General features: G+C 41.6%; 12 protein-coding genes, 4 tRNA genes and 1 other RNA gene. 5 read left to right on the forward strand and 12 right to left on the reverse strand.

The features are described from left to right. Positions 1-146: 146 nt before the first annotated feature. Both NVS78_RS11570 and NVS78_RS11575 read right to left on the reverse strand, forming a co-directional pair. Positions 147-1,616 (reverse strand): bifunctional metallophosphatase/5'-nucleotidase, encoded by a 1,470-nt coding sequence (locus NVS78_RS11570; RefSeq protein ID WP_286359327.1) that lies wholly within the window; start codon positions 1,614-1,616, stop codon positions 147-149. Positions 1,617-2,506: 890 nt separating this feature from the next. Further along, positions 2,507-2,580 (reverse strand) — tRNA-Pro (locus NVS78_RS11575). 203 nt (positions 2,581-2,783) lie between these two features. Here NVS78_RS11575 and trxB point away from each other — a divergent pair. Next, entirely contained in the window at positions 2,784-3,761 is a 978-nt protein-coding gene (trxB, locus tag NVS78_RS11580) for a thioredoxin-disulfide reductase (protein WP_434802138.1), read from the forward strand. 33 nt (positions 3,762-3,794) lie between these two features. On the opposite strand, the gene NVS78_RS11585 is transcribed toward trxB, so the two are convergent. Continuing rightward, positions 3,795-4,799 carry a Smr/MutS family protein gene (locus NVS78_RS11585; protein ID WP_286359328.1) on the reverse strand — a complete coding sequence of 335 codons (1,005 nt, stop codon included), beginning with the start codon at positions 4,797-4,799 and terminating at the stop codon, positions 3,795-3,797. A 156-nt stretch (positions 4,800-4,955) separates the two neighbouring features. On the opposite strand from NVS78_RS11585, the gene hutU reads away from it, so the two are divergent. Further along, positions 4,956-6,965: a urocanate hydratase gene (hutU, locus tag NVS78_RS11590; RefSeq protein ID WP_286359329.1), complete on the forward strand. Its 2,010-nt coding sequence runs from the start codon at positions 4,956-4,958 to the stop codon at positions 6,963-6,965. Between the two features lie 318 nt (positions 6,966-7,283). Here hutU and NVS78_RS11595 read toward each other — a convergent pair. The 3 genes from NVS78_RS11595 to ffs all read right to left on the reverse strand — a co-directional run bounded on the left by NVS78_RS11595 (position 7,284) and on the right by ffs (position 7,587). Continuing rightward, a tRNA-Thr gene (locus NVS78_RS11595) sits at positions 7,284-7,355 on the reverse strand. Between the two features lie 46 nt (positions 7,356-7,401). Next, positions 7,402-7,475: transfer RNA gene (locus NVS78_RS11600), tRNA-Thr, on the reverse strand. Between the two features lie 12 nt (positions 7,476-7,487). Then, positions 7,488-7,587: signal recognition particle sRNA small type (gene ffs, locus NVS78_RS11605), an RNA gene on the reverse strand. A 218-nt stretch (positions 7,588-7,805) separates the two neighbouring features. Here ffs and NVS78_RS11610 point away from each other — a divergent pair. Both NVS78_RS11610 and NVS78_RS11615 read left to right on the forward strand, forming a co-directional pair. Beyond that, positions 7,806-8,897, forward strand: a complete 1,092-nt coding sequence (locus NVS78_RS11610) for a PAS domain S-box protein (RefSeq protein WP_286359330.1) — start codon at positions 7,806-7,808, stop codon at positions 8,895-8,897. Beyond that, on the forward strand, positions 8,887-10,020 hold the full coding sequence (locus NVS78_RS11615; RefSeq protein ID WP_286359331.1) for a hybrid sensor histidine kinase/response regulator: 1,134 nt from the start codon (positions 8,887-8,889) through the stop codon (positions 10,018-10,020). The genes NVS78_RS11610 and NVS78_RS11615 overlap by 11 nt, the downstream gene beginning before the upstream one ends. On the opposite strand, the gene NVS78_RS11620 is transcribed toward NVS78_RS11615, so the two are convergent. Next, positions 10,009-10,626: a 3'-5' exonuclease gene (locus NVS78_RS11620; protein ID WP_286359332.1), complete on the reverse strand. Its 618-nt coding sequence runs from the start codon at positions 10,624-10,626 to the stop codon at positions 10,009-10,011. The genes NVS78_RS11615 and NVS78_RS11620 overlap by 12 nt on opposite strands. 3 nt (positions 10,627-10,629) lie before the next feature. Continuing rightward, positions 10,630-11,163, reverse strand: coding sequence for a DUF5063 domain-containing protein (locus NVS78_RS11625; RefSeq protein ID WP_286359333.1), 534 nt, complete (start codon positions 11,161-11,163; stop codon positions 10,630-10,632). 341 nt (positions 11,164-11,504) lie between these two features. Here NVS78_RS11625 and NVS78_RS11630 point away from each other — a divergent pair. Further along, positions 11,505-11,592, forward strand: a tRNA-Ser gene (locus NVS78_RS11630). Between the two features lie 471 nt (positions 11,593-12,063). Here the strand turns inward: NVS78_RS11630 and NVS78_RS11635 are convergent. From NVS78_RS11635 to NVS78_RS11650, 4 genes are all read right to left on the reverse strand, one after another. Then, the gene (locus NVS78_RS11635) at positions 12,064-12,585 is read right to left on the reverse strand and encodes an IbrB-like domain-containing protein (protein WP_041502427.1); all 522 of its coding nucleotides are present in this window, start codon (positions 12,583-12,585) and stop codon (positions 12,064-12,066) included. Continuing rightward, positions 12,578-13,873: a DUF3440 domain-containing protein gene (locus tag NVS78_RS11640; RefSeq protein WP_286359334.1), complete on the reverse strand. Its 1,296-nt coding sequence runs from the start codon at positions 13,871-13,873 to the stop codon at positions 12,578-12,580. Before NVS78_RS11640 ends, NVS78_RS11635 begins: the two co-directional genes overlap by 8 nt. After that, complete coding sequence (locus NVS78_RS11645) at positions 13,848-14,261, reverse strand: hypothetical protein (protein ID WP_286359335.1); 414 nt, start codon at positions 14,259-14,261, stop codon at positions 13,848-13,850. The genes NVS78_RS11640 and NVS78_RS11645 overlap by 26 nt, the downstream gene beginning before the upstream one ends. A 367-nt stretch (positions 14,262-14,628) precedes the next feature. After that, positions 14,629-15,012, reverse strand: coding sequence for a helix-turn-helix domain-containing protein (locus NVS78_RS11650; protein ID WP_052634402.1), 384 nt, complete (start codon positions 15,010-15,012; stop codon positions 14,629-14,631). Positions 15,013-15,063: the final 51 nt, after the last annotated feature.

The following is a 15,063-nucleotide window of genomic DNA, read 5'->3' on the forward strand; positions in this document are numbered from 1 at the left end:
CGTTTATTTCTGCATTTGGCGAAAATATACAAAATAGTCAACGCAACAAAATAAACAATTAATTTCTACAATATCGAAAAAGTACGCGCAATTTAATAATCGAATGATAAATCATCCCATCACTTCATCCAGGAATCCTCCATCTCTTACTTGGGATTTATAAATGCACGCTTTTTGTTATAAACCACCGGTCCCGCCTTTTGTAAATATTGCATTACCGCCTCCGTGATCGATAAGGACTTTTCTCCTTTACCCTTTCCCGAAAAATCATAAGTAGTACTCACGTAATTGCTCAATCCGATTTTATACCGCCGCCCATCGTTCAACTTACGACCGTTCTTATCCTTAAAAACCACATCCACGCCTTTTCCCGTCTTATCCCGCAAAATCGTATAACTTCCCTTGGAAATAAAAAGATCGACACGACGATATTCATTACTCGTTTCACTATTAAATCGATTCAAAACCAACGTCTTCATTTCTGGCAAGGAAAGCTCGTGTTTCACCACATAATTATCAAAAGGTTCTATCTGATAAATCATCCCCTTCGTAATATCTCCTGCCGGAATAGTATTCAAACGAATCCCCCCGGAGTTATAAAATGCAAAATCACATTCCGCCCTGTCGGCCATAGCATCCGTTACCAGAGAGGCAACGTTCTCCTTATGTTTCATAGGTTCGGCCGCTTTCCCGACCACAACCTTAAAATCAGGATCATTGCTGTAACTTTCAACCATAGCGGCAACCTCGGCATCCGGAGTCTCGATACTCGCCAAATCGACTACATGATAAGATTTGCCCGTTAACTTCCCCCTCTCAAATTTTAACACCGTAACTCCGGCATAATGCAATCGACTTCCCGTTTGGCTGATCATGACCCCATTCACCATTTTAGGTTCTTTCAAAAGCGTATGGGAATGTCCTCCGATAATAACATCTAATTCCGGCATGACCGCGGCCAACACCGAATCGGCATACACCCCCAAATGTGTAAGTCCGATAAAAGCATTACACTCGTTCTTTAATTTCCGGTACATATCTGCCTCATCTGTAAAATCGGCAAATGTAATACCCTCCAGATGCTCGGGATTCGTGGCGGGGATATGACTCGTTGGACTGATTTCGATAAAACTTAAAAAACAGAGTCTTATCCCGGCTTCCTCCACGAACAAGTAAGGCGGTAATTGTCCCAACTCGCTCCCATCCGAACGAATGTTGGCACAAATCACTTTAAATTGCGCTTCAGAAAGTCGTTTTTTTAATACTGTTTGACCGTAATCAAAGTCATGATTTCCCATCGTTGCAAGGCTGTATCCCACTTTATTCATCAATTCGATCATCGGTTTCCCCCTTTCCTTAGCATGATCGACAAAAGGACTGCCGGAAAAACGATCTCCCGCATCTACCAATATTATATTAGGAAACTTCTCCCTCATCTCCTTCACGAAAGTAGCAAATTTAGAAAATTGGCTGATTTGGGCATGCATATCATTCGTAGAAATAATAACGATTTCAGCATCTCCTGTTTTGGACGATTTTTTGTTATTAAAACATCCAAACATCACTACCACAACGAGTAGTATAAAATAAAGATTAAAGCTTCTCCTCTTTTTCACGACCATTTTGTTTTAAATTAATCCTAAACAAAAATAAACAAAAATAACGGGAAAACAACAAAAAAGGCGGGTAACCGTCACGGTCCCGCCTCAAAATTAGAATTTTCAAAAGTTGCTATACAAAAATATAACAATATTTTCACTCCAACGTTCAAACAATACAGAAGATTGTAAAAGCCTCCGGTATTAAATAAAGATCTCACTCAAAATTTAATAAAAAACGTGCAATTGCACACCGGAGGCACTATCTTCCTATGCAATGCACGTATATTACTTGAGTGAGATATGCAAATGTAGAAATTAAAATTTAAAAAAATACTATTTTCATGAAATTATTCATTTATATTCATTCTTTTTTACATCTAAAATAGGACCTTTATGACTAAAATCAACAATCACACAAGTACAATACCCGCATCAATACACCAATCGAAGTTTACACGTTTAAACAGAAATCAAATCACACAAAGAGAAAATTAAGATATACCCCCCACAAATATACGTTCACAAAAAGATCAAGACAAAACATTTGATATATGTTAATTATTAATAATTTAAATTATTCATCATAAAATTATACATATACACACGCGAAAAGTTTAGCAATGAACAAAGGAGGCAGCCACTCAAAAAGTTTTATCGCTAAAAAATTTTCTTTAAAGGATAGACGCTTCATCTTTCCTCACTCTTGTCATCGTACAGAGTATAACCAATAAACGATCGATATACTTGCGTGGACCAGTATCGGTGTCTCTATCGCCACACCATTCCCGCCGGTATAGAAATCTTCCCTCTCTATTTTTGGGGCCAGGCATTCGTCAGCTTAAATATATTGCACCCGCAAAACAAAAGAGGTCGGACTTTTGGTCTAACCTCTTGATGCTCAGTAGTCGGGATGACAGGATTTGAACCTGCGACAACACGCCCCCCAGACGTGGACTCTACCGGGCTGAGCTACATCCCGAAATGCAGGTGCAAATTTAGAAAAAAAATTTTAGAATAGATGCATTCCGATACAAAAAATATTTATCAAGCTCAAGCTGGTATTTAATATTTTCATTCTAAACGAATTAACGCGAATGACCAATTGACCGTAGGAGATAAAAGTTGGTGTTCCGATTTTAATTTGATAAATTTGCACGTAAAGGAAAACATAATAAGAAACCAATGAATACAAATATGTCATCAGAAGAGATTCCCGAAAGAGTAAAATGCCTTATCATCGGCTCCGGCCCAGCCGGTTACACGGCTGCCGTTTATGCCGCACGAGCTAACCTCGCTCCCGTACTATACACCGGATTACAAATGGGGGGGCAGTTAACCACTACCACCGAAGTTGAAAACTTCCCCGGATACCCGGAAGGAGTCAGCGGTCCCGTCCTCATGGAAGACATGAAAAAACAAGCCGAAAGGTTCGGAACCGATATACGCTTCGGTATTGTTACCCAGGTTGACTTCTCCGGTCACCCGCACAAAATAACAGTCGATGACACGAAAAAAATAGAAGCGGACGCCGTTATCGTTGCCACCGGAGCCACGGCAAGGTATCTGGGACTACCTTCGGAAGAAGCCTACAGGGGCTCAGGAGTCAGTGCTTGCGCCACCTGTGACGGATTCTTTTATAAAAATAAAGATGTGGCTGTCGTCGGAGGGGGAGATACGGCTTGCGAGGAAGCAACCTATCTCGCAGGACTATGTCGCAAAGTGTATCTCGTTGTTCGAAAAAACTACCTGAGAGCCTCGAAAGCCATGCAAGCGAGAGTCTTCGCCATACCCAACATCGAGGTATTGTTCGAGCACAACACCGTTGAACTGTTCGGCTCCGACATGGGGCTGGAAGGAGCCCGGCTCGTTTACCGGAAAGGGACTCCGGAAGAATGCACGAAAGAGATCAAAATAGACGGCTTTTTCTTAGCCATCGGTCATACTCCCAACACGGATATTTTCAAAAAATACTTGCAATTGGACGAACAGGGATATATCATTACGGAAGGTGTAACCACGAAAACCAACATCCCCGGTGTTTTTGCCGCGGGCGACGTGATGGACCCCATTTACCGTCAAGGGATCACCTCAGCCGGTAGCGGCTGTCGCGCCGCAATCGATGCGGAGCGTTACCTAAGCGAATTGGAGTGTGGAATTTAAAATAAAACACCGGGAGGATCTCCCGGTGTTTTGTTATTTTATCGTTACCATCGTTGCTCCATAACCATACTGCTTGAAAGAAGCATCCTGATGTTGAAAGCGTTTATATTTAGTTTGCAGCTCCCATAAAATACGCTGCTTTAAAACTCCATCCCCTTTTCCGTGGATGAAAATAATTTTTTGCCCTCGACGTAATTTATACTCTTCCAATGTTTTACGAAATACATCCAACTGATATTCGAGCATATCTTTATTTTCCATACCCGCTGTCGTCTCAAGCAACTGAGAAATATGAAGATCTATTTCAAGCATGTTTCCCACCATTTGTTTTGCAGGTCTCCTTCCCGGCAACTCATCCATTTCTTTTTTGGAGGCCTGCAACAACTGCTTCGCCTCTAAATCGACTCGCTCCGTTATCGAACTCTCCTTTTCGAGAGGGCGAACGAAAGCTACCGGTTCAAACCAACGCACGTGCTTATAAGCGCCTGCCTTACACAAAGAAACCGGATTCAGTTTCACAGGCACATCAATCGCACTTTTGAAGGTAAAATACCCCTTTTGATAAAAAATAGCTTGCACTTGAATGCTTTTCACCCCGTCCAACTCCTTCAAAGAATAATTACCGACAAGATAAGCAGCATCCGGATTACAATTCCCGGCCGTAATCCCATTGTATCTTTTACCATCATAAAAAGCAACGGAACACAAACTTACCAAATTTGTATCGTTGACTAAATAAAGATCGAAACGGCTTTCGTTCAAATTATTAAAATTCTCCGGAACAAAAGCCAAATACAACGTGTCCGACGACGACATCTCCACTCCCCTTTGCGCCTGAACCGGTATATCTGTCGCAACAGAAACGGTTGTCGCGTGAAAATCCGAATGAATGACCACCAGGTCGTTTATCGAAGCCGGGATCTCGAATCCATACTCATCGCAATATACGTTTACGCTGTTCGCATCAATTATTCCGGTAACCTTACCTTCCAGTTTTTCGGAAATAAAGCGAACGATATCACCTATTCTTACATTCATCGTATTCCTTATTTTATTTTGCAAAAATAAGATTTTTCCCGTAGAGGTAATATAAAAGAGAGCTGTAAGTAAAAAAAACGGCATGAACGCGAAAAAAAACATTAGAAATTATTAACTTAGCCCTTGAATTGGATCATAAGTTAAAAATATATAATAATGACATTACAAGAATTTCAAAAATCCATCACGGAGGGTATTCCCGATACATTACCCGCCCCAAAGCCTTACGAGCCTGAAATCAATCATGCCCCGAAGCGGAAGGATATTCTCACGAAAGAAGAAAAGCGATTAGCCATCCGAAATGCATTGCGTTATTTCGATCCCAAGCACCATGCCGTTCTTGCAGCTGAATTTGCAGATGAACTTGAAAAATACGGACGTATTTACATGTATCGTTTTCGTCCGGACTATAAAATGTACGCCCACAACATCAACGATTACCCGCACAAAAGCTTACAGGCTGCCGGCATCATGTTGATGTTAAATAACAACCTGGACATAGCCGTCGCCCAACATCCGCATGAATTAATCACTTACGGGGGAAACGGGGCCGTGTTCCAAAATTGGGCCCAATACCGATTGACCATGAAATACCTGTCCGAAATGACGGACGAACAAACACTCGTCTTGTATTCGGGACATCCCATGGGATTATTTCCGTCACACAAAGACGCACCCAGGGTGGTCGTAACGAACGGAATGGTTATTCCCAACTACTCCAAACCGGACGATTGGGAACGTTTCAATGCCCTGGGAGTCTCTCAATACGGACAGATGACTGCCGGCTCATTCATGTACATCGGTCCCCAGGGAATTGTTCACGGGACAACCATTACCGTGTTGAATGCAGGACGCAAAATTTCACGGCACGGGGAAGGATTAGCCGGTAAACTCTTTATTACCGCCGGATTAGGCGGTATGTCCGGAGCTCAGCCCAAAGCAGGGAATATCGCCGGATGTATCAGCATTACCGCGGAGATCAACCCGAAGGCCACTCAAACCCGTTACAACCAGGGATGGGTAGATGAAGTCATCGACGATCTGGACAAACTGGTAGAACGGGTAAAAATAGCCAGAGAGAAAAAAGAAGTTGTTTCCATTGCATTCCAAGGAAATATTGTAGACGTCTGGGAACATTTCGCGAAAGGAGATATCCCCGTTGAATTGGGCTCGGACCAAACCTCGTTGCATAACCCGTGGGCAGGCGGCTATTACCCCGCTGGAATCAGTTTCGAAGAGAGCAAACGCATGATGGCCGAAGAACCGGAGCGATTCAAACAAAATGTTCAGGAATCTTTACGCCGTCACGTGGCAGCCATCAACAAATGCGTGGAACGGTTCAATACTTATTTCTTTGACTACGGAAACGCCTTCCTATTGGAATCCTCCAGAGCAGGTGCCGATATCGTAAAACCGAACGGAGATTTCAAATACCCTTCGTACGTTCAGGACATCATGGGCCCCATGTGTTTCGATTACGGGTTCGGTCCGTTCCGCTGGGTATGTTCCAGCGGCGACCCGAAAGATCTTGCCAAGACCGATGAAATCGCCGCGCAAGTATTGGAAGAGATCATGTCTCACTCACCCGAAGAAATTCAGCAACAGATGGCCGACAACATCCGTTGGATCAAAGCGGCGGGAGAAAATCATTTAGTAGTAGGTTCTCAGGCACGGATCCTGTATGCAGATGCAGAAGGACGTATAAAAATTGCAGAAGCATTCAATAAAGCCATTGCGAAAGGAGAAATATCCGCTCCCGTTATTCTGGGACGGGATCACCACGACGTATCCGGTACGGACTCTCCCTATCGCGAAACGTCTAATATATACGACGGTTCGCGCTTCACCGCCGATATGGCCATTCAAAATGTTATCGGAGACTCTTTCCGCGGAGCAACTTGGGTCTCCATCCACAACGGCGGCGGTGTAGGCTGGGGTGAAGTTATCAATGGCGGATTCGGAATGATGCTGGACGGAAGTAGCGACAGCGACAGACGCCTAAAGAACATGCTTTTCTGGGATGTCAATAACGGAATTTCCCGTCGTAGCTGGGCCCGTAACGAAGGGGCCATATTTGCGATCAAACGGGCCATGGAGAATAACCCGAATCTGAAAGTCACGCTCCCCAATTTAGCTGACGACCGACTCATCGAATCTTTATTTTAATCTATAAATAAGACGTTAAAGGACCGTGCGGATAATTTCTTCCGCACGATTTTTTTTATTTCATATTGCCAAAATACAAAAAAATCGTATATTTGTTTGGTCAAGGATGTGGTTATGTTGATACGAAAGCACACTACGATTATTTAATGTTTTTATCAATAGATCACGGAACACGCACTGAAGTGATCTTTGTATAATCCTTGACATAGCGGCCTCCCTCCCCGGTGGCCGCTTTTTTAATGATCAACAATCCTCGCCACACAAACCGTCTCCGGGGGATTATAAAACAAAAAAGCCATCATTTCTGATGACTTTCTGAGCTGTTATCGGGATTTGAACCCGAGACCTCTTCCTTACCAAGGAAGTGCTCTACCCCTGAGCTACAACAGCATTTAAATCTATTATTCTCCTTCTCCAAAAATATTCCCTTCACTTGAGCCTCTTGTCGGATTCGAACCAACGACCCCGAGATTACAAATCACGTGCTCTGGCCAACTGAGCTAAAGAGGCGAATTTCATAAAAACGGGTAAGCTTACTATGTCGCACCGCTACAACCATCTACCCTTGCTGCCTTCCGACCCTGGGGGAGTTCGACAGGAGCTGGTCGCATAGGACTTACCCGGGCACAAAAGTACAAAATTCTTCTTTCGTACCAAACATTTTCAAAGATTTTTCTTACATAGAATTTAACCTTTAAGATAAGAATCTGAATATAAAAACCTTAATCTGAAAAAGGACGCAAATGGGATGCAAAAAACAGATTTAACGTAACATGTTCTACCCGAATGAAGTATAAAAGTAAAAACAAAAGTAAAGAATAAAAAATATCGATACAATATATGCAGAACAATATACATTCATCGGATTCGGATTTTCTTTCAGCATTAAGTGTTTTACTTGCCGCAAATCTGGAATCAGAAAAGAATATTCAACTGGCACTTAAGAAATTGGGAGAACACGAGAAAGCAGACCGAATACATATCATTGATATAAAACACGACATGAGTTTTTCTATCTCTCACGAATGGCTGAGGGAAGGGATGACCTCCATCCAAAACAATATGTCCCAAAACATCTTCTTACTCGATAAAAAATTAGAAAAACAACTTGATGAAGATAATTATATTTACATCAAAAATATAGAAGACGTCACGGATCCGAGTATTAAAAATATCCTGAAAGCGACTCATGTTCGTTGCGCCCTTCTTCTTCCGCTCTTCATCTCCAGTCATCTTCTGTCGTTTTTAAGTCTTAGCAGAGTGGATTGCAAAGACGAATGGCAAGAGGAAGATATCCGCTTTCTAATCCAAGTGGCCAGTGTGTTTTCAGGTGCGCTTGAAAAAGAACTTATCCTTTCCAAATTAGTGAAACACCACACGTTGTACCAAGACTTCATCGAAAACAAAATTGATTTTATCCTCCGTCTCGATCGGAAATTGCATATCAATTATTCCAATAAAAGATTCTACTCCCTTTTCGGAAAAAGTCCGGAAAGTGTCCTGGGCTGTAAATTTACAGAACTAATCCCCGCATTGATTCCCTATACCCAAGATATAGAAGATCTTCAGGATAATCAGGAATTAGTCTTGTCTATAAACACTCCATTAAAGAAAGGGGAAGAAACGTTATGGATCAAATGGCATATTTATTCCATCCGACTTGAAAAAAACTTGGTAGAACTCCATATCATCGGGCACGATATTTCCGAATATTATAAAGAATTTGAATTATTCAAATCGGAATTACGAGCCTTCAATCAAAACATGTACCCGATCTGGCTTGCCATAAAGGAAGGATTGTCCAATTGTAAACTATCTGATTGTAACGGTTCTTCCATGGACAGCATACACGAAAAGGTTTTCGCGTTCAACCATCGTTACGAAGAACTATTGTTAAAAATAGATCCCAAATTCACTACCCATGCACATTGATTACCACGAATACACCATACTTATCGCGGACGATTCAGCTTCAAATCTCGAAAAAACAAAATATATTCTCGAGCAGGAGGCTTTTAATGTAATCACGACTCCCGTGGGCGAAGAAGTTATTCCCATTGTTAAAACAAAATCCCCGGATATCATCATATTAGCTTTAACACGCGTAAACGGGGAAGGAATGAAAATTACTCAAAAACTAAAATCCGATCCACAAACGAAATTAATCCCAATCATCTACCTGACTACAGGTAATAAACATGAAGAATTTGCAATGGTATCCCATCATGAAGGTGTCGAATTCATTTCCAGGCCACTAAGTAAACAGGAACTACTCACCAGATTAAATAATCAGTTGTTGCTATTGGAATCTTTACGGATCATTGAACGACAAAATGAAAAACTCCAAAACGTAGTCCGGGCAAAAGATAAACTTTATTCCGTCATCGCCCATGATTTACGGGCACCGATCGGAACTATCAAAATGATCCTGGAAGCCATTGACAATCAAAAAAACAAAATCCCGGATGAAAATATACGCCACTTGCTACGGATGGTAATAGAAACCACGGATGAAGCTTTCTCTCTTCTGGAAAACCTTCTGTTATGGAGCAACAGCCAAAACGGGAAACTGGAAGCGAACCCGCAGGAGTTCAATTTAACGGCCACGATCCAACAGGTTATCGCCCTATTGGATAATGTTGCCAAAGCAAAAGGAATCACGATTTTTAACGAGGTAAAACAACATTTTGAAGCTTATGCTGATACGAATATGATAAATACGGTCATTCGTAACCTGCTCTCCAATGCCATAAAATTCACCTATCCCGACGGAGAGATACATGTTGACTGTCGAAAGAACGAGAATAAATTGATTATATCCGTAAAGGACAACGGACAAGGTATCAAACGGGAAGACCAACGTAAATTATTGGATAAAGGGAGCTATATTACTTCATTCGGGACCCGGAAAGAGAAGGGCAGCGGCTTAGGTCTTCAACTCAGCCAAGAATTCGTAAAATTGAATCACGGGAAACTATGGTTCGAATCGACGGAAGGGGAAGGAGCGACTTTCTATTTTTCCGTCCCCATAAAACCCTTACGATCAACAAAGTAAAATATTTTGCTTCTCTCCGGAACGTAAAGCCTCGTACATTCTCAAAGCCCCCCAAGCATCCGTTGCCGCGTAACGAATTTGTGCGGTCGTTAACACGGGAGCCTCCCAATTCGATGTTCTTTGTCGTTTTGAAATCTTCACACCAAAGACGATAGACATCAATTTAGAAAACGACATCTCTTCAATACCAAAGGCTTTTACAAACAGCTGCAAGTCCACAAAAGAAGCCGGTAAAAAATCAGCCATTTTACGTAATGCCCGAATATCATCCCGGATTCCCACCCCGACCTTCAAAACATCCTCATTCACCAATAATTCCCGTAAAGAGTAAGGCAAACCGCATTTATTCAACCGAAACAAATAAACCCGTTCCTTCGATGCCAATTGCAATAACCCCACTTGATGAACAACCCCTTTCTTAAAAGAAGGCTTGGTTTCCGTATCGAAACCTAAAACAGCATGATCTCTTAAATCTGCAACAGCAGTAGCCACCTGTTCCGGTCTATCCACCACGATAACTTCTCCTCTATATAAAAAAACAGGAAACTCTTCAACCTCATCGGGCTCTATCTTCCTTTTATATTCTTGCATGACAATATTCCCCATGAATCACTCAACCTCATTATCCATTATTCGAAAAACGGCTACATGAACAGCTCTTAAAACACTTGCACATGCCCGTCCCCAGTAAAGTTCAAAACTATTATTCAATTGCCACAAGGCCTCCTCTATCACATCAGTCATTCCATGCCTGTAAGCCGATATAAAATTCTTCAGGTCTTGATAAACATCACAAACTTTCTCCGCTATAGAATTAACGATCGGTGTCTCGCTATATTGCATATTATCATCAAATACCTCCAGGTATTCATCCTGTTCCCCCATCAATTGATGAAGCGCAGCATACAAAACGTTATAATCTTCTTCCGTTACCGTATCCTCCAACAGCCCCAACTCGTCACTCTCGCAACGAGGCAATAAACTGCCCTTCAAATAGATCAAAGGAATAAATTTTTGCAATCTGGAAAGAAAAAGCTCTCGCCCTTCCCCCGCAGCAGCTTCAACAAAATCACAAAATTCCTTTGCCACAGCCACGAACTCGATTACCTCTTTACTATAACCGACATGCTGAAAATCGTCCATATTCATTTTATTAAATTCACCACAAATTTACCAAATATATCAGACTATGTATATAGACCGATTCAAAAGTTTCAAAGAAAAGTGCGGTTCACTTCATCACGAAGAAAACCGCACCGAGACTAGCAACAATCTACATTCACGTGTAATCCCAAGATTGTATACCAGGGACTCTCTCCTACCCTAATGCTAGTAGTCTCTTTTCCAATCCCCATATCATATCTCCCCACTAAATTGTACTATTGATACGCCTTCCATTTCATTTTCGTTGTTGATTTTCCGTTAAAAATCGATAAGAATGGAGTTGTTAATAGAAAATTATTTCTATATTTGCCTCCGCATCCGGAGAGATGCAGGAGTGGCTGAACTGGCACGCCTGGAAAGCGTGTATACCCCTAAAGGGTATCCGGGGTTCGAATCCCCGTCTCTCCGCTTAAACATTTACGAATCAAGAGAGTTGACAACAAATCAGCTCTCTTTTGCATTTAAAGGGATTCGAACGAAGGTAAAGACGGGTTCGTAACGCGTTCTCGAGGGAGAATCTCCCGAGTCATCCCCGTCTCTCCGCTTAAACATTTACGAATCAAGAGAGTTGACAACAAGTCAGCNAAGACGGGTTCGTAACGCGTTCTCGAGGGAGAATCTCCCGAGTCATCCCCGTCTCTCCGCTTAAACATTTACGAATCAAGAGAGTTGACAACAAGTCAGCTCTCTTTTGCATTTAAAGGGATTCGAACGAAGGTAAAGACGGGTTCGTAACGCGTTCTCGAGGGAGAATCTCCCGAGTCATCCCCGTCTCCACGTGTTCGATTTTGATTTACAACTTATAACCAACGGAAACAGTCAATCGTTCAACCTTCTAATTACAAGATCATCGAATCCCTAAACTGCCTTTATCACTTATTATCTAAGTAAAGTTCTCTTGGGAATACTGAAGTTTTTATCGGCAAAGAGTTCGGCCAAACCGGAGATTTGTTTCAATCGCAACAACTCGTCTTTATCCATACCAATATTTTTAAGGATCCACTCATCCGACATACCGGCTTTTGTCAATTCGGAAACGATCTCCGTCATCAGCTCGATGCTATGCGATCCTCTCGCCCTATTATGTCGTATCGTGGAAGCCATCCGATTCGACAAGTCTTTTTCAATCACGACAATCGGCAACAACCCTTTTTCCCGTTCGTAAATACGTTTTGAGTTTTTCAATACCTGATAACGATGATACCCGTCCACCAGCTCATACACATCTTTTTCGGCAAGGTAATAACATACGCAGGGCATGGTATAACCATCCTCCCAGATTGAAAGCTCCAATAACTTCATTTCAGGAGGTGCGACGATATTCGGATTGTAATTATTGGCACACACTTTTTCAACCGGCACGGCTATCACTTTATATACGGGACTTATGTAATCACTCATAGTGTAACAACGATTGATATTTTTCCATTATGCGTTTTTTACGCTCCTTTTCGCTTTTATTCAATGCAAATCCCATGTATTTACATGCATGATCATTTTTCAAAATACAGATACAGACCCGCTTAAACGTGGGTAAATCTTTAAATTCCGGCAGATCAATATCATCAAGGTATTCCATGCGAACCGGCTTTTTGAATGTTTTATAGTTACTCTTTTCTCCTACTTCTATCGTTATTCCGGCTTCACGCAATTTCTCTATCGTTTTATCTGCCAAACAACCACCCCTTTTCCTCCAAAAATCGATGCTCACGGACAACTTTTCCAAGTAATTCTGTCGAGTCTCTTCCGGTAAAGTTTGTAACAGAAATTCCATATAACTCACCCACGTATGTCCCTGAGGTAATTTCACGGACTGCCAACCGACAGCAGAAGTTCCGCCATATATCCCCACGAAATTTATTCCGTTCACCCGATTCACCATTTTTCCCCAGGTATTGGGATCCAGTACCCTGTACAATTTCAGGCTGGTTTGAGCCGGAGAGATAAACGGACTCGACACCCGTTGTTTCTCAATGGGTATTCCGGCCTGATAATAGAGATCGTACAACCTGTTATAGTCCCAATGAAACTTACCATTTGCCGTCCACACATCCGTGGTCAACCAATCGTATATGGGATAAGCATTATAAACATAATCATACAGCTTACGCGTCCATCTCATTCCCCGATAAGTATAATATTTCTTCTCCCCGTGTATCGAACGCCATCGATTTAAGCTCTCTTGCGTTCGGATTCCCACTAAACAACAGGTTCTTTCCGCTTTTTTATACTCATGAAACCACTGCGCGAATTGCATCTGGAAATCATAATCCCACAACTCTTCCGTATAAAAAGAAAAATCTTTTCGGGTATAACTCTCCCGAGGTAAATTCCGCACCCAAATATCACGATTTTTTTCGTCCCAAGGACGCCAAAAATTCTGATACATCGAAGTACAGGTCGGTACTTTAAACGGCACGCAAACATGATATACCTCCAAGATATCGGCATTGGAACTTAACATCCGTTCCACGTAACGAGTAGTCTCTTCATATTGTACCTCGTAATCCATGTGAAAAACCCCCAATTTACGATTCAACTTGTTTCGCCGAATAAAATCGATACAAAGATTGAGCAAGACGCCACTGTCCTTGCCTCCCGAAAAAGAGACGTAAACATTATCAAAGTCAGCAAAGATCTTACTCAAACGTATCAAAACCGCCTCATAAACGTTTCTTGCCATCTTCATTACTTTTTTCCATTTTTACATATTGCTTCCACTCCCGCACGGAACGAAAGCCATTTTCTTTAAACACGGAAACATGGCGGGACAGCGTCACGGATGTAATTTTACACTCCCGTTCAAATGCTTTTAAAACCTCCTTAATCAAAGTAGAAAGCAATAGCGCGTCATCACCTCTTACATAATAATTATTAATAATGGCTTGTTGTGTTCGGAGCTCTACCGGAACGAAACCATACACCCACCGCTCGTCACACGCGATAAACCAAACATGATTTCGAGAAGTTTTAAAAGGATAGTTATTATTTTGACGCAATACATTGGGACTCATCACCAAAGGTGCAACCAGTTCATACAATCGGGATTCCGTACCTGTCAATTTCTCAATTTTCATAATTCTCTCATGATAAAAAGTTTAATTTTATACCTGGAATCCGGCACGTATGACCCATGATAAACATCTACCGCACAACGATTAAAACGCCCATTTTTCCACCCCTTCGGAATATTATACTACCACACTTTTTATCACATGTTCCAATATATACCCATTCCCTGGACCATGAGTAACAATCAATCTACTTGTTTTACACCCCATTCCTCCTTATTCTATACCACCCACTCAAACTTTACAAAGATATAAAAATTATGACAAATAAAAACAAAGAAAAGCACAAACATTCAGCCTTATAGCAGTAAGCGTTATACATAAAAAAACGGAAGATCATTGATCTTCCGTCCCTTCCAAGATTTTTCGACATCTATTTTTCATTACCTAACGGAGGCAATTTACTTATCAACAACTCTGCCGTATTAATCAATTGAGATATTTGTTGGTCTTTCTCCCGGATACTATCCGTATGTTTTTCCAACAAATTCAAAAGTCTATTAACCGTATTCTCGTCTTCTTCCGGTTTTCCGTCTTCCGCCACTAAACGCTCCTTTTCCCCCTCCCCGGAAATCAACCATTTTCTGTTTACGCCAAGATAACGACTAATAACCTCCAATTTTGTAATATCGGGCTTAGTGCGCTCGTTCAAATAATTGGAAAGCGTGGTAGCTGATAGATTCAACTCCTTAGCGACACGATAGTTCGTGTAGCCTTTCTCATCCATAACTTCTTTTAATCTCTCTGAAAATCCCATAATAGTTTATTTAGAATCATTTAAAATTTTACTTACAGCTTACAAATAATC

Origin of the sequence: Gabonibacter chumensis (assembly GCF_024741215.1) — a bacterium.
Taxonomy (GTDB): domain Bacteria; phylum Bacteroidota; class Bacteroidia; order Bacteroidales; family Marinifilaceae; genus Gabonibacter; species Gabonibacter massiliensis.